Annotated in this window: 21 protein-coding genes; 4 read left to right on the top strand and 17 right to left on the bottom strand. The window is 37.2% G+C overall.

The features are described 5' to 3' along the window. From NZ923_07285 to NZ923_07215, 15 genes are all read right to left on the bottom strand, one after another. Nucleotides 1-1,518: an efflux RND transporter periplasmic adaptor subunit gene (locus NZ923_07285; protein MCS7229822.1), complete on the bottom strand. Its 1,518-nt coding sequence runs from the start codon at nt 1,516-1,518 to the stop codon at nt 1-3. A 16-nt stretch (nt 1,519-1,534) separates the two neighbouring features. Beyond that, nucleotides 1,535-2,797 (bottom strand): TolC family protein, encoded by a 1,263-nt coding sequence (locus NZ923_07280; GenBank protein ID MCS7229821.1) that lies wholly within the window; start codon nt 2,795-2,797, stop codon nt 1,535-1,537. 137 nt (nt 2,798-2,934) lie between these two features. After that, a complete protein-coding gene (locus NZ923_07275; GenBank protein MCS7229820.1) occupies nt 2,935-3,318 on the bottom strand; it encodes a hypothetical protein in 384 nt (127 codons plus the stop codon). Between the two features lie 64 nt (nt 3,319-3,382). Then, nucleotides 3,383-4,186, bottom strand: a complete 804-nt coding sequence (gene panB, locus NZ923_07270; GenBank protein MCS7229819.1) for a 3-methyl-2-oxobutanoate hydroxymethyltransferase — start codon at nt 4,184-4,186, stop codon at nt 3,383-3,385. Further along, nucleotides 4,183-4,950, bottom strand: a complete 768-nt coding sequence (locus tag NZ923_07265; protein ID MCS7229818.1) for a lipoate--protein ligase family protein — start codon at nt 4,948-4,950, stop codon at nt 4,183-4,185. The genes panB and NZ923_07265 overlap by 4 nt, the downstream gene beginning before the upstream one ends. Further along, a complete protein-coding gene (gene lpxA, locus NZ923_07260) occupies nt 4,940-5,731 on the bottom strand; it encodes an acyl-ACP--UDP-N-acetylglucosamine O-acyltransferase (protein ID MCS7229817.1) in 792 nt (263 codons plus the stop codon). The genes NZ923_07265 and lpxA overlap by 11 nt, the downstream gene beginning before the upstream one ends. Then, complete coding sequence (locus NZ923_07255) at nt 5,728-7,164, bottom strand: bifunctional UDP-3-O-[3-hydroxymyristoyl] N-acetylglucosamine deacetylase/3-hydroxyacyl-ACP dehydratase (protein ID MCS7229816.1); 1,437 nt, start codon at nt 7,162-7,164, stop codon at nt 5,728-5,730. The genes lpxA and NZ923_07255 overlap by 4 nt, the downstream gene beginning before the upstream one ends. Nucleotides 7,165-7,289: 125 nt before the next feature. Then, nucleotides 7,290-8,324 carry a UDP-3-O-(3-hydroxymyristoyl)glucosamine N-acyltransferase gene (gene lpxD, locus NZ923_07250; GenBank protein MCS7229815.1) on the bottom strand — a complete coding sequence of 345 codons (1,035 nt, stop codon included), beginning with the start codon at nt 8,322-8,324 and terminating at the stop codon, nt 7,290-7,292. 10 nt (nt 8,325-8,334) lie between these two features. After that, on the bottom strand, nt 8,335-8,790 hold the full coding sequence (locus NZ923_07245) for an OmpH family outer membrane protein (GenBank protein ID MCS7229814.1): 456 nt from the start codon (nt 8,788-8,790) through the stop codon (nt 8,335-8,337). Between the two features lie 59 nt (nt 8,791-8,849). After that, complete coding sequence (locus tag NZ923_07240) at nt 8,850-9,386, bottom strand: OmpH family outer membrane protein (protein MCS7229813.1); 537 nt, start codon at nt 9,384-9,386, stop codon at nt 8,850-8,852. 28 nt (nt 9,387-9,414) lie between these two features. After that, nucleotides 9,415-11,775, bottom strand: coding sequence for an outer membrane protein assembly factor BamA (bamA, locus tag NZ923_07235; protein ID MCS7229812.1), 2,361 nt, complete (start codon nt 11,773-11,775; stop codon nt 9,415-9,417). Next, nucleotides 11,768-12,586, bottom strand: a complete 819-nt coding sequence (locus tag NZ923_07230; protein MCS7229811.1) for an isoprenyl transferase — start codon at nt 12,584-12,586, stop codon at nt 11,768-11,770. Before NZ923_07230 ends, bamA begins: the two co-directional genes overlap by 8 nt. A gap of 244 nt (nt 12,587-12,830) precedes the next feature. Beyond that, the gene (locus tag NZ923_07225; protein ID MCS7229810.1) at nt 12,831-13,625 is read right to left on the bottom strand and encodes a DUF4198 domain-containing protein; all 795 of its coding nucleotides are present in this window, start codon (nt 13,623-13,625) and stop codon (nt 12,831-12,833) included. A 10-nt stretch (nt 13,626-13,635) separates the two neighbouring features. Beyond that, on the bottom strand, nt 13,636-14,418 hold the full coding sequence (locus NZ923_07220; protein ID MCS7229809.1) for a hypothetical protein: 783 nt from the start codon (nt 14,416-14,418) through the stop codon (nt 13,636-13,638). After that, nucleotides 14,403-15,017 carry a riboflavin synthase gene (locus NZ923_07215; GenBank protein ID MCS7229808.1) on the bottom strand — a complete coding sequence of 205 codons (615 nt, stop codon included), beginning with the start codon at nt 15,015-15,017 and terminating at the stop codon, nt 14,403-14,405. Before NZ923_07215 ends, NZ923_07220 begins: the two co-directional genes overlap by 16 nt. 187 nt (nt 15,018-15,204) lie before the next feature. On the opposite strand from NZ923_07215, the gene NZ923_07210 reads away from it, so the two are divergent. From NZ923_07210 to mazG, 4 genes are all read left to right on the top strand, one after another. Next, the gene (locus tag NZ923_07210) at nt 15,205-15,465 is read left to right on the top strand and encodes an Atg14 domain-containing protein (GenBank protein MCS7229807.1); all 261 of its coding nucleotides are present in this window, start codon (nt 15,205-15,207) and stop codon (nt 15,463-15,465) included. Between the two features lie 40 nt (nt 15,466-15,505). Further along, nucleotides 15,506-16,309 (top strand): LysM peptidoglycan-binding domain-containing protein, encoded by an 804-nt coding sequence (locus tag NZ923_07205; GenBank protein MCS7229806.1) that lies wholly within the window; start codon nt 15,506-15,508, stop codon nt 16,307-16,309. Nucleotides 16,310-16,462: 153 nt separating this feature from the next. Beyond that, a complete protein-coding gene (locus tag NZ923_07200; protein MCS7229805.1) occupies nt 16,463-17,485 on the top strand; it encodes a PhoH family protein in 1,023 nt (340 codons plus the stop codon). Next, on the top strand, nt 17,469-18,239 hold the full coding sequence (gene mazG / locus NZ923_07195; GenBank protein ID MCS7229804.1) for a nucleoside triphosphate pyrophosphohydrolase: 771 nt from the start codon (nt 17,469-17,471) through the stop codon (nt 18,237-18,239). Before NZ923_07200 ends, mazG begins: the two co-directional genes overlap by 17 nt. 34 nt (nt 18,240-18,273) lie before the next feature. Here the strand turns inward: mazG and hutU are convergent, their stop codons facing one another. Next, nucleotides 18,274-19,962 carry a urocanate hydratase gene (gene hutU, locus NZ923_07190; protein ID MCS7229803.1) on the bottom strand — a complete coding sequence of 563 codons (1,689 nt, stop codon included), beginning with the start codon at nt 19,960-19,962 and terminating at the stop codon, nt 18,274-18,276. 21 nt (nt 19,963-19,983) lie between these two features. After that, complete coding sequence (locus NZ923_07185; protein MCS7229802.1) at nt 19,984-20,889, bottom strand: proline dehydrogenase family protein; 906 nt, start codon at nt 20,887-20,889, stop codon at nt 19,984-19,986. Nucleotides 20,890-20,915 lie beyond the last annotated feature (26 nt).

The raw sequence follows: 20,915 nt of genomic DNA, 5'->3' as shown, positions 1-20,915 counted from the left end.
TCACTTTTTCAAGTATTTTTCCGGGTTCTTTCTGAACTTTTCAAGGCACGATTTCATACAGAAGTAAAAATTTTCCCCTTTGTAAGTGTATGAAAGAGCAACTTTGGGATCTACTTCCATACCACAGACAGGATCAATAGCCTTATTAGGAGTTTGCGATTTTACAGATTTTTCATCTTTATGCTCGTGCCTTATCTCTGACTTATCTCGTTTCTGTGTCTTCTTCGTTTCTTGATTTTGTTTATTTTCTTCATAATGTTGATGGAATAGCCCAGCAAGCGCAGCTCTAAGATTGCTTTCAGAATCTATGAGAAAATGAGAAGAAGTAACGATGTCTTGACCTTCATATAATCCTTCAAGCACTTGATAATAACCATCAGCAAGAACTCCAAGTTTAACTTCAACTGATTTAAACCTTCCTTCGCCGAGAGATACAACGACGATGTCTCGTTTTCCAGTCCTTATCACTGATTGCTCGGGGACAGCAATAGTGTTTATAGCAACTTTTGATTTGATTATTACATTTACATACATATCCGGCTTGAGAAAATACCCAAAATTTTCAAATTCAAGGCGCACCTTAACAGTCCTTGTCTCAGTTTGAAGAAATGGATAAATGTATGAAATTTTTCCTTTCAAAATTTTACCTGGCAAGTATGGGATTTCAACTTCCGCCTCTTCACCAACTTTTACCCAAGGCAATTCATATTCATAAATATCAGCATAAACCCAAACTGTTGAAAGGTCCACGATCTTCATTAAATTCATCCCTTGGGCGACTTTAATTCCAAGAAATATGTTTTTTTCTATCACGACACCATCCACAGGTGAATAAATTATCAGCGTCTTGCGAACTTGTTTCGTGCTTTCAAGCTCTTTTATTTGTTCTTCCGAAATATCCCAGTAAAGAAGTCGTTTCCTTGCGCTTTCAACGAGTTGATCTGCTCCTTCAATTATGTTTGGATCTCTACTTTGTGAGACCCTTTGCTTATAATTTATCGCTTGTAAATACTCCTCTTGTGCAGTGACAAGATCTGGACTGTAGATCTCAAACAATGGCTCGCCTTTGCGAACAAATTTACCTGTATAGTCAACATAAAGCTTTTCTATCCATCCCGAAACTTTTGTCGTGATAACTGCGATCTTTGTCTCGTCGTAGTCAACTACGCCAACCGTTTTGATGCTCTTTCTGAGTTCCATCCTTCTTACAGGTTCAATTTTTACACCGATATTCTGGACTATAGTTGGATCAATTTTCACCACATCACTTCCGCTTTCCTCACCTTCATAAACCGCTGTTAAATCCATTCCACATATATGACATTTCCCCGGTTTATCAGCAATCACCCACGGATGCATTCCACATCTGTAATAAAGAACCTTTTGCCCTGAGCTCAATTTTACATTTTCATCAAAACCCTTAACTGACGATGGGAAAATTTCCTTTGCGAGAAAATATCCTGCCAAAAGTGAAACGAGAGAAGAAAAAACGATTGCTGCGATAATTTTCCATTTCATGGTAGTTCATAAAATTTTAGTTTTTGAAATTTTCGTTAATTTCTATGCCGATGAGCATTTCAAGCTCCGCAAGTTTTGAATTGTAATCCGCGATAATTTTCTCATACTGGATTTGGTAATTGTAAAGAGACATAAAATTATCCACAAGCGTCATGAAATCAATTTTTCCAACTTGATAGCCTATAAGCCCAACATTTAAATTTTGCGTCGCTTGCGGTATCAGCCCACTTTTATAAAGTTCAATCAATTTTATGTTCTTTTCAATCTTGTTCATCGTTTCTTGAATCATCCTTGAAACCTCATTTTTCATCATAGCAAGTTTTGCCTCCGACTGGGAAACAATTATCGCCGTCTCTTGAATTTTCAAATTCTGTTTCCGCCAGAAAAAAACAGGTATGTTAAGACCGATTGAAAAACTTAACATATCGTGCGCCCTCATCCCAGATTGATCAACGAACGAACGCTGTCCGTAAGAAAACTTGATTTCAAAATCAGGTATCAACTCACTCTTTGCAAATTGATTCATAACCTTATCTTTTTCAACCATCTTCTTCATCGCAATTATCATCGGATTGTTCTCAAAGGCAAGATTTTCTAATTCATCATAACTTTTATTAAACTGGACAATTTCAATTCCGCTTGGAACGGAAACTGAATCCATCGGCTTTCTGTAAAGCAAAGCGTTGAATTTAACTATCATATCTTTTCTTTCTGCTTCCATTTTTATCAATTCATCCATCATCTTTGAGAGCTCAACTTGTGCCTTCAAAACATCTTGCTGAATCCCTTGCCCAGTTGCAAACCTCGTTGATGCTATTTTTACAAAATCTTTGAGCAAATCTATAGACCTATTTGTGATTTCAATTGCCTTCGTCATGTAATAAATCTCAAAGTAAAGCATTTTGACATTCGCTATAAGCTCAAGCTTCTTTGAACGGTAAACTTCTTTAGCGACCTCATAATCTTTCTGCGCCATTTTCCCCATCAACGAATACTTTCCCGGATACATAAACATTTGAGAAAACCCAAATTCTTTCATTGTCATCATATCTTGCGTAAAACTTAAATTCGTCGGAAGGTTTACAACCCCAAACATTAACATAGGATCCGACAAAGCACTTGCTTGCCTTATTCTCTTCTCAAGCGCTTCAACTTGTAATTCCAGTGCCTTAAGCTCTGCGTTGTTTTCTAACGCAATTTTTATGTAGTCATCAAGAGTTTGTGGGAAAACGGAAATTGAGAATAAACACACGACGATTAGACATTGAATGAATTTCATAATCTTCAAAAACTCTTTATTTTGTAAACTGGTTTTAACGGATTTCTAAATCCGCAAGACTTTTGAATCGCGCTTTGGAATCAAAACCAAGAAAAGTCAGGACGCTGATAAACTGCTTTTAAGACAGGTCGGAATTTTCAGATAAGAAGAGAGGAATTTAATATAGGAATGTCAATCTTGGGCGGAGAAATAGGATAGGATTTGAAAATTGTCGGAGTGAAAAAATCCGCGAGCGAAATTGCTTCGCTTTTTAAGCTGGCTTTAAATGAAATCAATTTTGAAATTTCATCTTTGAAATTGGAGAAATCTTGAACGCTGATTTTCTCAAATTTTTTCACTGAACAACAAATAGCTCTATCCTGAGAGATTGATTCATAATCGCCATCAAAATCCCCCGAGCATAAACAAGAGATTTGAGTTTGAGCTTGGCTTGACATCCTACAAAATGAGACAACGCTTGCAAATTGCAAAGTCCCGAAGATAAATATCATCAATGTCAATATGTGCAGTACACTCTTCATCGGCTTGAGATTTAAAATTTGATGAACTCAAAATCTAAAACACAATAAAAATTAGGTTAAGTTCCTAATACGATTCGTTCTCATTTGGGAATTTACCAGATTTAACATCGGATATGTAATTTTCAAAGGCATTTCTTATGGTTTTTGCAATTTCGGCGTATCTTCTCACAAACTTTGGCTTGAACTCCTCAAATAATCCAAGCATATCATAAACGACTAAAACTTGTCCATCACAAAATGGACCTGCTCCAATTCCAATTGTTGGAACAGAAACCGACTCGGTAACTTTTTTAGCAAGATGCGCAGGTATTTTTTCAAGGACAATTGAGAACACGCCTGCCGATTCAAGGGATTTTGCGTCGTTTAAAATTTTTTCTGCTTCTTTTTCATCAACACCGCGCACATCATAACTTCCGAACTTATGTATGCTCTGCGGAGTTAAACCAAGATGTCCCATGACAGGAATCCCAATTGAAGTCAATTTGTAAATGACATCTACGATCTCGCTACCGCCCTCAATCTTTACACCTTCGGCGCAGGTTTCCTTTAAAACTCTTCCGCAATTCCGCACCGCTTCCTCAATGCTTACTTGATATGATAAAAACGGCATATCAACCACAACCATCGCTCTCTTAACACCTCTACATACAGCTTTTGCATGATAAATCATATCGTCAACCGTGACAGGCAAAGTTGTTTCATGTCCTTGAAAAACATTTCCAAGTGAATCACCAACGAGGATTACATCAATTCCGGATTCATCAAGCAATTTAGCAATCAAAAAATCGTAAGCGGTCAACATAGCAATCTTCTCTCCCCGCTTTTTCATCTCAAGCAAAGTTTTGGTCGTGACCTTTTTCAAACTCATGAAATTATTTCTTGAAATTTTGTTTGAGAAATTTCTTCAAACTCAATTCCAAGCTCTATTTCAAAACCTCGCTTTAAGACATCAGCAACTTCCTCAAATTTAATCTGACGACCGAAGATTTCATTTAATGATATCGTTTTATTTTCAATTTCATCCTTTAACTGCTCAATCAAATCTTGCGAATCAATCTTTAAAAATTCTGGCAATTTTTTATGAAACTCTCCAATTAAAATTGAACCGTGTTGCAGGACAACATCGCCGTATCTTCTTTGCGCGCTTCCGACGATTTTTCTCCCTTTGTAATGAATTTCATATTTAGCTGAGCTTGCAAAGCATGGAATTGAATTAAATTCCCTGTAAAGTTTTTTAAAATCGGGCTGTGATTCTTCAAGTTCAAACTCTACCCCAAGCAGGCTCAGCCCCCTTGCGATTGCCTTGCTTAACATATTGTAAATCTCAAGCACACTTTTACCTCCGGAACTCATCACAACTGAGTATGTAAGCTCTTCAGAATGAAGGATTGCCCTTCCACCAGTTGGCCTTCTAACAAAACCTATCCCTGTCTTTTTTATTTTATCAAAATCAAAAACCTTCTCGTCCTGATTATAACCTATTGAAATTGTATACGGTCTCCACCCATAAACTCTTAACACTGGTTTAATCTTACCCTCCGCGAAAAGGCGAGCGAGATTTTCATCAAATCTCATATTAAATTCGCCATCATTGAAACCAGTGTTAAGGAAAATCCATTTATTACTTGTCATAAGGACCTCTGATTATCCCGCGTTGACTTTTTTCAATAAAGTTAATTATGTTTTGAACTTCAGGTATTAGGTCGGTTTCTTCTTTTAATTTCTTCAACGCCTGCGAAACATTCAGATTTGATTGGTAGATTATCCTGTAAGCGTACTCAATTTTCTGGATCACATCTTTGGGGAAGTTTCGTCTCCTCAAGCCGACGATGTTAAGTCCTTCAAATCTCAACGGCTCGCGAGCTGCCATTATATATGGTGGAACATCTTTTGGAACACGCCATCCACCACCAACAATTGAATGCTGTCCAATTCTTACAAACTGATGAACTGGAACAAGTCCGCCGATCACGACATAATCTTCAACCACGACATGTCCAGCAAGATTCACCGCATTTGCCATTATTACATTGTTTCCAATCACACAATCATGCGCAATATGAACATAAGCCATGATAAAGCAATTACTACCAATGACGGTTTTACCTGAATAAGATGTCCCTCTATTTAGTGTGCAGAACTCACGAATCACCGTGTTATCACCAATTTCAAGCGTGGTTTCTTCATCTTTAAATTTTAGATCCTGTGGTATTGAACCAACAGAAGCTCCGTGAAAAATTTTACAATTTTTTCCAATTCTTGTGCCATACCCTATGAATACATTTGAACCAATGATAGTTCCGTCTCCAATTACGACATTATCTTCAATTACTGTAAAAGGTCCTATTTTGACATTATCCCCGATTTGGGCATTTGGGCTAACAACAGCCCGCGGATCAATAAAGGTGCTCATGCTTCTTTTTCCGAAGTTTGTTCAACAGAAGTTAACTCCGATTTTGTAACTATTGCTGCCATCATCTCTGCTTCGGCAACAAGTTTCCCATCAACATAAGCTTTCCCACGCATGGTGCAGTACTTTGTTCTCCTATCAACCATTTCAACCTCAAATATAAGAGTATCTCCTGGGAAGACAGGTTTTCTAAATTTTGCGTTCTTTATCGCCATGAAATAAACATATTTGTTGTCCATGTTCTCTTCACCGTTCAAAAGCAAGATACCGCCAGTTTGAGCCATCCCTTCAATTATCAAAACACCAGGCATTATCGGATGACCAGGAAAATGACCTTGGAAGAAAAATTCATTTCCTGTTACATTCTTAACCCCAACTATTCTCTCCTCCATCTTGAAATCAACTATTTTATCAACGAGCAGGAAAGGATAACGATGCGGTAAAATCCTTTGAATGGCATTGATGTCAAAAACAACACCTTCTTTTTTCTCAAACTGGTATCTCTTTACGAGCTTTTTCTGCAAATAGAGTTTTCTTATCTTTTTCACGAATTCAATGTTGCTTGCGTGCCCAGGTCTTGCAGCAAGGATTTGCGCCTTCATTGGAGCACCAACGAGAGCGAGATCACCCAAGAGATCAAGAAGCTTATGCCTCGCTGGCTCGTTTTTGAATCTCAAAGGTTTATTGTTTAAAATACCATTGCTTCCAAGAAAAACGACCTCGTTTAAACCAAATTTTTTACTCAACCTTTCTATTTCATCCTTTGAAAGATCACGATCAACTATCACTATCGCATTATCAAGATTCCCGCCTCGTATTAATCCCATTTCATAAAGCGTCTCAACTTCATGCAGGAAGCAAAATGTTCGCGCTGGGGCAAATTCAGTTACAAATTCCTTTTCAAGCGAAAATAATCCAGTGTGTTGACTTCCAAGAGCAGGATTTTTATAGTCAATCATTATCGTGATCCTGAAATCATCAAGAGGCAAAGCGGCGATATCAACACCTTTGCTTTCATCTGAATAAAGAATCGCTTGATCTATTATCAAATAATCTTTTGGCTCGTCCTGTTTTTCAATCCCTGCTTCAAGCAAAGCATCAACAAAAGGTTTCGCACTTCCATCACCAACTGGTGGTTCAATTGAATCAAGTTCAATCAAGATATTATCAATTTGAAGCCCAGCGATCGCAGCAAGCACATGTTCAACTGTATGGACTCTAACATCACCGATTCCGAGAGTAGTTCCGCGACTGACATCAACAACATATTCAACGAGTGCGGGAATTTCTGGCGCGCCTCCGAGATCAACTCTTTTAAATCTAATCCCATAATTTGGTGGCGCAGGCTTGAAAGTTATCGTGCACCATTGCCCTGTGTGTAATCCAACTCCCGATAACGAGATCGCTCTTTTTATCGTCTGCTGTTGAACAAGCATTGTCAAAGCTCCTCCGTTAGTTTTTCTTTACTTTAAACTCTCCCTCAATTTTCTCAAAGGTCTTTCTTTCAGAAACTTCAACAACATCGCTTTTTGCTTTATCACTTATCTTCTCTATTAGCAATTCATCCAGCAGAAAAGAACTTTTCAACTTTTGCTTTCAACTCCCGAAATTCTTTTATCAACTCCGGAAGTTGTCTTATTGCTCCCTCTATTCTCAAAGCAAGAGAATGTTCCCTTGCAGGATAACCAAAATAAACCTTTCCCGGTTCAGTGATTGATTTTGAAACACCTGATTGAGCTGCTATCGTTGTTCTATCTGCAATTTCAATATGTCCGATAATTCCAACTTGACCCGCAAGGACACAGTTTTTACCTATTTTTGTGCTTCCAGCTATCCCAGTTTGCGCTGCTATAACTGTATTTTCACCAACCACCACATTATGAGCAATTTGTATCAAGTTATCTAACTTCGCTCCACGCTTAATAACTGTCTCTCCGAGAGTTGCTCTATCAATTGAACAATTTGAACCGATTTCAACATCGTCTTCAATTACAACAATGCCAATTTGAGGTATCTTTTCGTATGTCCCATCTGGTCTTGGAACGAAACCAAATCCATCACTTCCTATTACCGTGCCAGAGTGTATTATAACCCTGTTTCCAATCTTACATTTGTGATAAATGGTTACATTTGGATAAATCAAAACATCACTTCCTATCTCAACATCATCTCCGATGACAACACCAGGCATTATCACAGAATTATCTCCAATTTTAACTCTTTCGCCGACAACTGCGTTAGCACCGATCCGAACATTTTTTCCGAGACTGGCACTTTCGGCAATCACAGCGGTTGGATGAATCCCAGGGGGCAAAAGCTCCACCGCTGGACTTAACATTTTTAAAACCTTTACAAAAGCAAAGTATGGGTCATCAACGATCAATAAAGATAAATCATCTCTTCTCTTTGCAAAGTTTTTTCCAACAATTACAGCGGATGCGTTCGTCGTATCAAAAAACTTTTCATATTTTGGGTTTGCTATAAAAGTTATATCACCTTTGTTCGCATTATGTATCTCGGAAACTTTGCTTATCTCAACCTCAGGATCACCCAAAATTGTGCAATTAAGTATTTTCGCTATTTCGGAAAGTTTCATCCAAAGTTCTCTACCTTACTTTAAGAAGTTTGTTAAGCACCTTTTGAGTTAGATCATATTTCTCGTTCGCATAGAGCAACAAGATTTCTCCGCTTTTATCAAACACAAAGTCATATCCTTCCTCAATTGCAACTTCTTTTATCGCATTGAAAATTTTATTCTGAATTGGCTTTACAAACTCATCCTGCTTGCGGTAAAGTTCACCATCTGGACCAAACTTTTGCATTTGAAACTCCGCTATCTTTCTATCAAGCTCGGTAAGTTCCTTTTCCATCTGAGCTCTTGCTTCATCAGTTAAAATAAGTTTTCTTCTCTCATACTCGTCGTATTTTGCCTTCCATTCATCTCGCATTCTTTGCAGTTCTATTTGCCACTGCTGGACGAGGGCATCAATTTTTCGTTGCGCTTCCTGTGCCTCGGGAAGTTGTTTCATTATGGTCTCCGAATCAACATAACCAATCTTCATTTGCGAAAACAAAAATCCCACAGAAACAAAAAAAGCAAAAATTACACTTAAAAAAATTCTCATTTAGATTTTGCTCCTCTCGTTAATTTATCAAGCACTTTAAATGTGATGTCAAACTGCTTGTCGGCATAGAGAAGGATAACATCACCAGCCTTGTCAAACACAAAATTTAGCTTTTCCTCACGAGCGACATCTTCAATTGCATCAATTATTTTGTCTCTCAATGGCTTTAATCTTTTTTCTCTTTCCTGTTCAAACTCTCCCTGAGGTCCAAGCTTTTGATTTCTGTATTCAAAAATTTTCTGCTCAAGCTCTAAAATTTCCCTTTGCATTTGCTCCTTCGCTTGCGGATTCAACATCGCTTCTTTCTTTTGATACTCTTCCACTTTGCTTTGATAAGTTTTCACCATTTGATCGTATTCAGTTTGATATTTCTGCAAGAGGTTATCAAGCTCTCTTTGAACTCTTTGTGCTTCTGGCAATTGTTGCAAGATCACTTGTGAATCAACATAACCAATTCTTATCGTTGCCTGCTGTGAATGTAAAGATACAGCAAAAAATAAAATTGTTAGAATCAGGACAATATTTTTTCTCATCACAAGTTCTCCTTATTTGGTTTTTAAATTAAAAACCTCTTCCAAATTGGAAATGGAAATGCCATCCATCAGGTCTTCCGTCTTTTGGTTCAACATCATCAAATCCATATCCATAATCAAATCCAATTAAACCAATTGGTTGCATGTGGAGTCGCACACCAAAACCAGCGGAGCGATACAAATTAAATAAGCTTACTTGCCTTGTCCTCGCCCAAGCGTTTCCAGCTTCAGCAAACAAAAGCAAATATATGGGCATTGGATTCATAGTCACACCAAAACGAAGCTCGCTTGTGTATTTCATCATGATCTTTCCCTGCGGAACATTATAGGCGGTGACTCCAATGGATACATCATTATAACCACGAAGTGGAGTAACCGCAATGTATCCAAGCCCCGTCCCGCCCATTGAAAACATCTCAATTGGTGGAATAAACGAATCACGCCTAAAGCCATCAACATAACCCCAATCAAAAGAGTTATACAAAACAAGCTTCTCCCAGTTGAAAATCCTGCTAAACCACTCAGAATTCAATGTAATTTTAAAATAATCCGTCGTCCCAGGCAAAATAGGACCACCTGATATCTCAAGTGATAGAGAAACATTTGAACCAATACTCGGGAAAATTGGATTATCAATGCTATTTCTGGATATAACCTGAGTTAAGCTAAATTGACTATGCTTTCCTTCCCTGTAATATCCACTTGTCCCTGAAACATTATAAATTTGAAATCTAAAGATGTAATCAATCCTGAAATAATCATCAGGCCATCTCAATCTCCTACCCAAACTTATAGAGCCACCAGTTTGCCTCAAATCATAACCAAAACCGTATCTTGTATCAAAGATGTTAAAGCCAATTGATGTCGGTGTATCTCTAAACCAAGGTTCTCTGAAACTTAAGCTAAATGTCCTGTAATCGTATCTTCCGAAAACCCATTCAAAATTTAACATCTGCCCATCTCCACCGCGCCAAGGTTCAGTAATTGAGAAATTGTTAAAAGTCACTCCAATGCTACCAATTAACCCAAAACTACTATATCCAACTGAAGCATTGAATGTATCGCTTGATTTCTCCTCAACTTCATAAGTCAAATCTACAGTTGAGTCGCTGACCATTTTATAATCCGGTTTGAGCTTTTCTTGGTTAAAATAATTCAAAACCGCAAGATTTCTTATACTTCTTATAATATCGCTTCGGCTGAAAAATTTCCCCGGGACTGTGTAAAGTTCTCGCCTTATTACTTTATCCTTCGTTTTGGTGTTTCCCTTTATGTCAACTCTTCTTATTCTAAATTGTTTCCCCTCAAAAACATGAATCACTATATCAAGCGTATCTTCACCGACTTTCACTTCCTCCGGTTGCATATTCATTGTCAGATATCCGTTATCAAGATAAAGTGATGCAACATCTGTTTGTTGTTCATTCCCATATAAATTTCGTTCAAATTTCTCGCGATTATAAATATCCCCCTTCTTGAAGTCCAAGCGCTCGCTAAGGATTTTATCGTCAAAAACTGTGTTTCCCTCCCAGGTGATGTTTCTAATTTTATATTGTGGTCCTTCAAAAAGTTTTATCTTGATATAAAGATTTTCCCTTTTCTCGTCAACATAAACAGAATCATCCAAAATAGTTGCATCTTTAAATCCCCTTTTGCGATAAAACTCAATTATCTTTTTCTTGTCCTCATCATATTTCTTCCGATCGAACTTTGCCGTCCGCCAAAACATCCACCATCTTTTCTCTTTGGTTTCCTTCATCGCACCTTTCAAATCACCATCTTTGACCTTTACATTTCCTTCAAAAATTATTTTTCTAATTGAGATCTTCTTCCCCTCGTTTATGCTAACTTTTAAATTTGCTCTTCCATCCTTCGTTGGAATGATATCAAATTTAACATCCGCTAAGAAATACCCCTTTTCTTCGTATGCCTTCTTTATCTCATTTGCCACCGATGTTAATCTATTTTCAGCAATTACCTGTCCTCTGACAAGATTTATCTTGTTTCTTATATCTTTTGTAGAAATCGCCTTGTTTCCCTGAATTATTATATCATCAAGGCGCGGATACTCCTCAACACGAATCAAAAGATAAACTCCGTTTCCGACCTGATTTTCAATCTCTATGCTAACTTTCTTGAAAATTTTCAAAGCCCATAGCTGTTTGATAGCATTCCTTACTTTATCTCCAGGAATAAGCATATCACCAATTCGTGTGAAAACGATCTCATCCCCGACTTTTAAACCCGAATTAAGAATTATTGCGGAAGGCTGAGCTACAGTATTACCTTCAACTGAGATACCAAGGATTTTATAAACTTCCTGCTGTTGAGAAAAAGAACTAAATGTAAAAAAAACAAACATTAAAATGTAAAGAGTCAAACTACGCATTGCCATTAAAGCTTTTCTTTTTAATCTGCTCGCTCGTCATGCCAAATCTTCGTTCTCTTCTTTGATAATCTCTAATTGCTTCGTACAAGTGTTTTCTTCTAAAATCAGGCCAGAGACAATCACAAATATAAATCTCAGTATATGCAATTTGCCAAAGAAGAAAATTACTTATTCTATATTCACCGCTTGTCCTTATAAGCAAATCAGGTTCAGGCATCCCAGCAGTTTTGAGATAGTTTGAAAAAAGTTTATCATCAATCTCGCTAATTTTTACTTTCCCAGATTTGACATCTCTTGCAATATTTTTCACTGCTTCAATTATTTCCCATCTACCGCTGTAGCTTATAGCAAGGTTCAAAACCATTCTTTTGTTGTTCTTCGTTTTTTCAATAGCTTCTTTAAGTTCCTGTTGAACTTCAGGAGGTAAGCTTTCAATATCACCTATCGCATTAAGTTTGATGTCATTTTTGTGAAGTTTATCCGTTTCAGTCCTTAAGGCATTGATCAATAGCTTCATTAGAGTATCAATTTCATATTTAGGCCTTTTCCAGTTCTCCGTAGAGAAAGCAAACAAAGTTAGATATTTTACTCCAAGTTGAGCACATGCCTCAACGACATCGCGAACAGATTTGACACCTTCCTTATGTCCGGCAACCCTTGGAAGACCTCTTTTCTTCGCCCATCGTCCATTTCCATCCATTATTATTGCAATGTGCTGTGGAATTTCTCCGCTTTTTTTCAACTCCTCCTGGATTTTCCTGTCATGTAAACTTCTAATTTCAGCCCTTGATGATGAAACCGGGTCGCTCACCTTGCTGGCATTATCGCTTTTTTTGAAAAATACCAAATTTTTATCCTCTGAATTTCAAAATATCCGAAACAAAATTTAACCTTTTAAACTCAAAAAATCAATTTAGATAAAATTAAAAAATTCAAGCCCTGTCTTTGAGCTTATGAGGATTTTGCAATGTAAATATAGTTCCGGGAAAGCCAAAGGTAGAGGTCAATTTCAAGAGCAAAGTCAAATAAAAAACTCAAACCAACCTTTAAAAATCTCACTTACTTCTTCGTATTTCAAAACTAAATGACGCCCAGAAGCTTTCCCAATCCAAGTTATCACAACCTTCACATTTGCGTAAATAAACAAGCCGAACAAGATGAAATCCAGGATTTTTTATGCGAAACCTCGCTATCCCGTTTTTATCCGTTTTCACCTTCTGCTCGGAAACCTTATTCCGTTCTAAACTATAAAGCATAACTGTCTTATTTACCAACGGCTTGCCTTCAAATAGAACTTTGGCTTCAATTACATCCCCAACCTTAAGCAAAAAGGGATTTTTTAAAAGAATTATCTCAAGTCGTTGATTTATGACCTTTTTATAAACTTCACCTTCTACTTTTCCATCAAACGAAATAAGCGATTTAATATATCTGCGATATCTTTCTCGCTCAACTTTACTGGTATCAGTTGAAGAAAGTTTTATATCATCTATACCTTCGTGTTCAAGATATTCTTCAAAATCTTTTCTACTTAAATCAATGTAAGCCCATCCCCTGTCCATCGCTATTAAGGCAAGTCCACTGAGATCAAATTTTTTATTCAAAACCGGAACAGCTTTATCGTTTAAATTTGGCAAGAGGTTAATAATGGTATCATTCGTTATGATTGCAAATTTTTCCGTCATCTCACTTTGAAATTCACGCTCAAATTCAATGTTAAGTTTATCCCCGACATAAAGATGAACTGTCAAGGTATCATCTTTTGATAAAATAAATTTTTTCGGTTTAAGCCAGTAATCATGAGCAAAAGCAATGTTAAAGACGAGCAGAAAAATTAAAAAATTCTTCATGACCACCTGCCTATTTATTTTCTTTTAGAAAAATTATAGCCCTTGCTTTTTTGTTCAAGTCATAACCTACGAAATCATCTCCTTCAAAGTCATACGGATCACCGTAGCCGAGCCAGTTCCAATCATGAAGAATTGTAAGTTTATCCTTGTTGTTAAGTGAGTTGTAATTTGGAATGACATTTTTGAGACGCGGGTAATTTGTATATTTTGATGGATCAACGATTGAAAAAACTTTCTTATGTCTTCTCATTTCGCCCCATTTCTCCTCAGAAACTCTATCTGTCTTATGAACATATACTTCGCCAGCTTTAATCTTTACGAGCCCACTTTTTATAAACTCACCTTCATCGTGAACAGTTATCTCAGATCCAGTTGCGATAAGCGACACCTTGAGAAGAAATTCACACAAAAGATAAGCATTGAACTCATTGCCCCCGATTCTGGTTATCCCACTTGCGATTGAATTATCAATGTATCCTCCACGCTTTAGAACGATCAAACCTTCCTTTTCCAATTTTTCAAGTGCCTCAAGCTCGCTCATACCTGACGATAGAAGAGATTCAAACCTTTTAGCGATTATGTTCTTAACAGGGTCTTTTTCACCTGCCCACATCATCAGCTCAATGTTTTCCCAATTCGGGAAAACAGCAAATCTTTTAAAATTTATTTTCCCAGCTGTCCATACGAATTCAGAGTTATACCATCTTTGCAATTTCATTATATCATCCCACTCTTCATCTGTTATAAAATTTTCCCCGTTATCCTCTATCCAGTATTTTATTCTTCTCGCCATTGTTGTTTTCTCCATTGTTTTAAAAAATTTTCAACATATTTCCCCAGAAAATCAAATTCAAGATTTACTATATCGCCTATCTTTTTAAACTTAAGGTTCGTGTTTTCCCAAGTATATGGAATGATTGAAACTGTGAATCTATTTTGATTAGCTTCAACGATTGTTAAACTTATACCTTCAACAGCGATTGAGCCCTTAGGTATAGTATATTTCTCAAACTCACTTGGAAATTCTATCTCAAAAATCCAACTGTTTTCAAGTTTCTTTATGCTCTTAATTGTCCCAGTTGTATCAACATGTCCAAGAACGATATGACCACCAAGGCGTTCGCCGAGTTTAAGCGAAAGTTCTAAATTAACCGCATCTCCAATTTTTAAATTTCCGAGATTTGTTTTCCCAATAGTTTCTTCAACTGCCTCCACCTTGAAATGTTCATTTGATTTATCAAAAACAGTCAAGCAAACCCCGTTAACAGCAACACTGTCGCCAATTTTTATCTCCTTCAATAATTTTTTTGATGCTATTGCGAAAATTCTTGCCTTTCCCCTTCTAACAATTGCTTTAATTTTTCCTATTTCTTCAACTATTCCAGTGAACATGCTCAACGCACCAAATTATTTTGACAAGTTCAAGATAAACTTAAACACGAAAATTTCAAAATTTTAATTCAACAAAAGACGAAGCAAACTTTGACAGGTTTCCACACAGATCTGGATATACTTGACAAATAGTTGGATTTTTATTATATTACGATTGACTTTAAAAATAAAATACGGAGAAGATCTAATGAAGAAAAGGATTGTCTCAACACTGTTAATATCTTTATTCATCTTTTTCGTTGCCGGTTGCACAAGATATGCGAAAGAAGAGGAAATTCAACAGTTGAATAATCTTAAGGCTGAAACTGAACAACTTGAAAGGGAAATTAGAGCAAAAGAACAAGAAAAGGCATCTTTACAGCGCGAAATTTCAGAGAAAGACAAAAAGTTGAAAGAATTGCAATCCGAGAAGGAAAAAGTTCAACAACGCCTTCAACAGATGAAGTAAAAACGAGTTTTTAACAAAAAATAAAAACGGAGTAGCAAAGATGATTAAAAACCTATCCATACCTTTACTTTTAATAGTTTTCACGATAACTGGATTAGCGCAGGAGAGAGTAAGAATGCGGTATGAGGATTGGCAAAAGGAAATGGCAACTTGGACGGCAAAAAGAGATGAATTGAGAGCGAAACTTGATGCGTTGAATAAAGAAGTTGATGCTTTAAAGAGACAATCTGCTGAAAAAGATGCACAAATAAAAAGAACACAGGATGAAATTTACGCCCTTGTTGGAACAACTCCAGAAGGAGTTAATGAATACCGTCAAAGAGTTGCTGACTTTGAGAGAAGATTAAATGAACTTTCCCGACTTTCAAATGAACAGCTTTACGAAAGAAGAGCTGAGGTTGAAAAGCTTTATAATGATTATCAAGCTCTCAAATCAGATAAAAGAGTTGCTCTCTCTGAATTCTATGACAAGGTTATGGGATTTGAGCCACAGGTGAACAACCTCAACACAACTGTTAAAGCCCTTGTAAAGACGAGAGAAGGAAGAGTAGTTCTTGCTGAGGCCATCATTAAAGAAACCACCTACACTGTTGGAACTTGGAAGAAAGATCGCGACTGTCTCTGGAACATAGCCAAAAAACCAACCATCTACGATAATCCGTTCCTCTGGCCAAAGATCTATGTTGCAAACAGAGATAAGATAAAAGATCCCGATATAATCTATCCTGGTTGGGTCTTGAAGATCCCACCAAAAGCTGAATTGACACGAGAAGAAAAACAAGCTGCAAACGCCTACTACCGCAGAAAAGCAGAAAAACAGCAAGCAGCGGGTGGTGGAATGTGAGAACTTATTTCTTTGAATTTTCTAAATTACAACCCCTGAGCTGTCCGTTTGACAGCATCAGGGGTTTTTTCTTTTTGGAACTATTTTAATCTTTTTTGATTTAATCTTTTAGAGAAACAAAACAAATTTTGGAGGCACAGAAAACACAAAATTATGGTTGAAAGAAAAATTAAGTTAACTGGAGTTAACACCCTCGCCCTCCTGGGCTACAACGATACTTATCTGCATTTGATTGAAAAAAGATTTGATGCCGGTATAACTGTCCGCGGGGATAACCTCATACTTAAAGGCGAAAAAAGCGAAGTTGAGAAAATTGAGCGTGTTTTTAAGGAACTTATTTTTATACTTAGCAAAAATGGGCATCTCACTGAAAACGATGTAAACATAGTAATTGATCTTGTAAAGCTTGATAGCGAAGATCTATCAACTACGCACAGGCGTAGAAAACATATTGATGATGAACTTGATTCAGTTATTCTTTTTACAAAGAATGGACCAATAAAAGCTAAAACACCAGGACAACTTGAATATTATCGGCAGGTTAAGAAAAACGATATAGTTTTTGTAATTGGACCAGCGGGAACTGGAAAGACATATCTTGCAGTTGCAATGGCAGTTGCAAGCTTGAAAAATCACGAGGTAAGCAAAATTGTACTCTGCAGACCTGCGGTTGAAGCTGGAGAAAATCTCGGATTTTTACCTGGAGATTTAAGGGAAAAAATAGATCCATATCTTAGACCATTGTATGACGCCCTTGATGATATGTTGCCAGCTGATAAATTAAAATCATACTTTGATAAAAGAATTATTGAGATAATCCCGCTTGCTTACATGCGCGGTAGAACATTAAGCAACGCTTTCGTAATACTTGATGAGGCACAAAACGCAACGAGTTTGCAGATGAAAATGTTTCTTACAAGACTTGGAGTTAATTCAAAGGCGATAATAACAGGCGATATAACACAAATAGATCTACCCTCAAGAACTACATCCGGACTTGTGGAAATTCAAGAAATCTTAAAAGGGATTGAAGGTATAGCTTTTGTATATCTTGACAAAAATGATGTTGTGAGGCATCGCCTCGTCAAAGATATAATTGAAGCATACGATAGATATAATGCGATGAATGGAAAATCAAATGAAAAAAAGGAACAAAACAATGAACAGAACCAGTGAATTGTTTTCCGAACTTGTTGAGGTCGTACGCAAGCTGAGAAAAGAATGCCCATGGGATAGAGAACAAACCCATAAATCAATAAGACACAACCTCATTGAAGAAGCTTATGAAACCGTTGAAGCAATAGACAATGACGATTTTGAAGAGCTGAAAAAAGAACTCGGGGATTTGCTCCTTCATGTAGTAATGCATTCAATAATGGCCGAAGAAGACGGGAAATTTACGCTTGACGAAGTAATATCCCTGATAAAGGAAAAATTAATCTACCGACATCCACATGTTTTCGGCGATCTAAAAGTTGATAATTCAAAAGAGGTTAAACACAATTGGGAAAAACTAAAACAATCAGAGAACAATCGCGATTCAGTGATCTCAGGAATTCCAAAATCGTTGCCTGCACTGATAAAGGCATATCGTGTTCAAGAAAAAGCATCAAGCGTTGGTTTTGATTGGAAACACCCAGACGATGTTTGGAAAAAAGTTGAGGAAGAGATCAAAGAATTAAAAAGAACAATTCAAATTAACGATCAAAGCAAAATAGAAGAAGAATTTGGTGATCTACTTTTTGCGATCGTAAATTACTCAAGATTTCTGAAAGTAAATCCTGAGAGTGCATTAAATAAGGCAGTTGAAAAATTTACACGCCGATTTCAATACATTGAACGAGAATTAAAATCCCAAGGTAAGGATATTTATTCAACAACACTTGAAGAGATGGATGAGATCTGGGAAAGAATCAAACGAAGTGAATAATAAAGAGCACCCAGCAAACGGGTGCTCTTAATTTTTACTTCAACATTGGTATTTTTATACCGTGTTTTCTTGCAACTTCAATTGCTTTCTCATAACCAGCATCAGCGTGACGAACAATCCCAAGTCCCGGATCGGTTGTCAACACTCTCTCAAGTCGTAGTTCCATTTCCTTTGTCCCATCAGCAACGATAACCATGCCAGCATGAATTGAAAGCCCAATTCCAACACCGCCACCGTGGTGAACTGCGACCCAGCTTGCTCCAGCAACCGCGTTTAAAAGTGCGTTCAAAATTGGCCAATCGGCAATTGCATCGCTTCCATCTTTCATCTTCTCAGTTTCACGATTTGGAGAGGCAACAGAACCTGTATCAAGGTGATCACGACCTATTACAATTGGTGCTTTAACTTCGCCTGTCCTTACCATTTCGTTAAAAATCTTCCCCATTTTCGCTCTCTCTCCATATCCAAGCCAACAAATTCTTGCAGGCAAACCTTGAAACTTAACATGTTTTTGTGCTTTTTGAATCCACCTTATAAGTGATTTATTCTCTGGAAATGTCTTCATAACAGCTTCGTCTGTTGCGTAAATATCCTCTGGATCTCCGCTTAAAGCAACCCACCTAAACGGACCTTTACCTTCACAGAACAATGGACGAATAAACTCATGAACAAAACCCGGAATTTCAAAAGCATCTTTCACACCATTTGAATATGCTTCACCTCTGATGTTATTTCCATAGTCAAAGACAATCGCTCCTTTTCTTTTAAACTCAAGCATCGCTTTCACATGTTCAACTATTGATCGTTTCGCCATTTGAATATATTTTTGCGGATCCTTCTTTCTTAACTCAAGCGCCTCCTCATACGGAATACCATTTGGAACATAACCATTCAATGTATCGTGTGCCGAGGTTTGATCGGTTACAACATCTGGTATTATTCCTCTTTTCAAAATCTCCGGTAAAACATCAGCAGCATTTCCAACTAAACCAACTGAAATTGCTTCTTTTTTCTCCTTAGCTTTAAGCACAATTTCAAGCGCTTCATCAAGGTTATCTGTCATCATATCAAGGTATCCTGTTTGAAGTCGCCTTTCAATTCTTTTTCTGTCAACTTCAACTCCGAGGAAAGCTGCACCGTTCATTGTAGCTGCAAGCGGTTGTGCTCCGCCCATTCCACCAAGTCCAGAAGTTAGCAAAAATCTCCCAGCGAGGGTTCCACCGAAATACTTGTCTGCGCATGCTGCAAATGTTTCATAAGTTCCTTGCAAAATTCCCTGCGTCCCGATGTAAATCCAACTTCCCGCAGTCATTTGACCATACATTGTAAGACCGAGTGCTTCAAGTCGCCTAAACTCATCCCAAGTTGCCCACGCTGGGACAAGCATAGCATTTGAAATTAGCACTCGTGGTGCGAACTCGTGAGTTTTGAAAATAGCCACAGGCTTGCCAGATTGAATTAAAAGCGTTTCATCATTTTCAAGCTCCTTTAAACTTCTCACAATCGCATGGAAACACTCCCAATTTCTCGCTGCTTTTCCAGTTCCACCGTAAACAATTAATTCCTCGGGCTTCTCAGCAACTTCTGGATCAAGATTGTTCATCAACATTCTCAACGCAGCTTCTTGAGCCCAACCTTTACATGTCAAAACATTCCCGCGCGGTGCTTTTATGTTTCTTACATCAAACTCTCTAACTTCAATTTGATTTAAAACTTCAGACATATTCTTTCACCTCCAGATTTTTTAAAAAGAGTTTCTGGTAAATATAGCTTTAAAGACATAACCAGCGATCTGTGGATTTTCCCTAAACCGCCTCATTGAATAAGCATACCAATGCTCCCCAAATGGAACATATATCCTTAACTTATAACCGTCAGAAACGATTTTATTCCCAAGCTCAGGGCGAACACCAAGCAACATTTGAAATTCAAACTTATCATCTGTCAGGTTATATTCCTTTATTAACCTATACGATTCTTTTATCAATTCCTCATCGTGCGTTGCAATGCAAGTATATGCGTCGCTTTGAAGGAGAATGTTCAAAAGATGTTTAAAGTTGTGGTTGATCAGCTCTTTTTTCTTAAACGCAATTGTCTCTGGCTCAATGTAAATCCCTTTGCATAATCTTATCCTCGGCTTTAAGGGTAAGAGTGCCTTTATATCGCTTTCGCTTCTCTTCAAATAAGATTGAATTGCTACGCCGACATTATCATACTTAGCCTTTAATTTTCTATAGATCTCAAGAGTTGCATCTGTCGTTGATGAATCCTCCATGTCAATTTCAACAATGTTATTATATTGTTTTGCAAGCTTAACAAGTTCTTCAACATTTGCGTAGCAAAAATCAAAATCCAATTTTAAGCCAAGTTGAGTAAGTTTAATTGAAAGGTCTGAATTCAAGCCTTGATCTTTAATTGTATTAAGAACAAGTTTATAGGTTTTTAGAGCTTCAATTGCTTCACCTTCGCTTTTGATGTTTTCACCGAGGACATCAATTGTGGCTAATTTTTTCTGTTCGTTTAGTTTTTTCACAACTGAGACAGCATCTTCCAGTTTTTCCCCCGCAATATAACGGCTGGCGAAATACCTAACAATTTTCTTAGGGACAAGTGGCAAGGTGCGAACGATGATTTCATTTAGTGGATTCATGGTGTAACAATCTTTTATTTTTTTGC

This window comes from Candidatus Kryptonium sp. (genome assembly GCA_025060635.1).
In the GTDB taxonomy this organism is placed as follows: Bacteria; Bacteroidota; Ignavibacteria; order Kryptoniales; family Kryptoniaceae; genus Kryptonium.
The sequence above is the reverse complement of the archived record's forward strand: the minus strand, read 5'-3'. Positions and strand labels throughout refer to the sequence as shown.

Bases quoted from the DNA above. Each gene is read 5' to 3' on its own strand.
- NZ923_07285 (MCS7229822.1), bottom strand. From the start codon at position 1,518: ATGAAATGGAAAATTATCGCAGCAATCGTTTTTTCTTCTCTCGTTTCA.
- NZ923_07280 (MCS7229821.1), bottom strand. From the start codon at position 2,797: ATGAAATTCATTCAATGTCTAATCGTCGTGTGTTTATTCTCAATTTCC.
- NZ923_07275 (MCS7229820.1), bottom strand. From the start codon at position 3,318: ATGAAGAGTGTACTGCACATATTGACATTGATGATATTTATCTTCGGG.
- panB (MCS7229819.1), bottom strand. From the start codon at position 4,186: ATGAGTTTGAAAAAGGTCACGACCAAAACTTTGCTTGAGATGAAAAAG.
- NZ923_07265 (MCS7229818.1), bottom strand. From the start codon at position 4,950: ATGACAAGTAATAAATGGATTTTCCTTAACACTGGTTTCAATGATGGC.
- lpxA (MCS7229817.1), bottom strand. From the start codon at position 5,731: ATGAGCACCTTTATTGATCCGCGGGCTGTTGTTAGCCCAAATGCCCAA.
- NZ923_07255 (MCS7229816.1), bottom strand. From the start codon at position 7,164: ATGCTTGTTCAACAGCAGACGATAAAAAGAGCGATCTCGTTATCGGGA.
- lpxD (MCS7229815.1), bottom strand. From the start codon at position 8,324: ATGAAACTTTCCGAAATAGCGAAAATACTTAATTGCACAATTTTGGGT.
- NZ923_07245 (MCS7229814.1), bottom strand. From the start codon at position 8,790: ATGAAGATTGGTTATGTTGATTCGGAGACCATAATGAAACAACTTCCC.
- NZ923_07240 (MCS7229813.1), bottom strand. From the start codon at position 9,386: ATGAGAAAAAATATTGTCCTGATTCTAACAATTTTATTTTTTGCTGTA.
- bamA (MCS7229812.1), bottom strand. From the start codon at position 11,775: ATGCGTAGTTTGACTCTTTACATTTTAATGTTTGTTTTTTTTACATTT.
- NZ923_07225 (MCS7229810.1), bottom strand. From the start codon at position 13,625: ATGAAGAATTTTTTAATTTTTCTGCTCGTCTTTAACATTGCTTTTGCT.
- NZ923_07220 (MCS7229809.1), bottom strand. From the start codon at position 14,418: ATGGCGAGAAGAATAAAATACTGGATAGAGGATAACGGGGAAAATTTT.
- NZ923_07215 (MCS7229808.1), bottom strand. From the start codon at position 15,017: ATGTTCACTGGAATAGTTGAAGAAATAGGAAAAATTAAAGCAATTGTT.
- NZ923_07210 (MCS7229807.1), top strand. From the start codon at position 15,205: ATGAAGAAAAGGATTGTCTCAACACTGTTAATATCTTTATTCATCTTT.
- NZ923_07205 (MCS7229806.1), top strand. From the start codon at position 15,506: ATGATTAAAAACCTATCCATACCTTTACTTTTAATAGTTTTCACGATA.
- NZ923_07200 (MCS7229805.1), top strand. From the start codon at position 16,463: ATGGTTGAAAGAAAAATTAAGTTAACTGGAGTTAACACCCTCGCCCTC.
- mazG (MCS7229804.1), top strand. From the start codon at position 17,469: ATGAACAGAACCAGTGAATTGTTTTCCGAACTTGTTGAGGTCGTACGC.
- hutU (MCS7229803.1), bottom strand. From the start codon at position 19,962: ATGTCTGAAGTTTTAAATCAAATTGAAGTTAGAGAGTTTGATGTAAGA.
- NZ923_07185 (MCS7229802.1), bottom strand. From the start codon at position 20,889: ATGAATCCACTAAATGAAATCATCGTTCGCACCTTGCCACTTGTCCCT.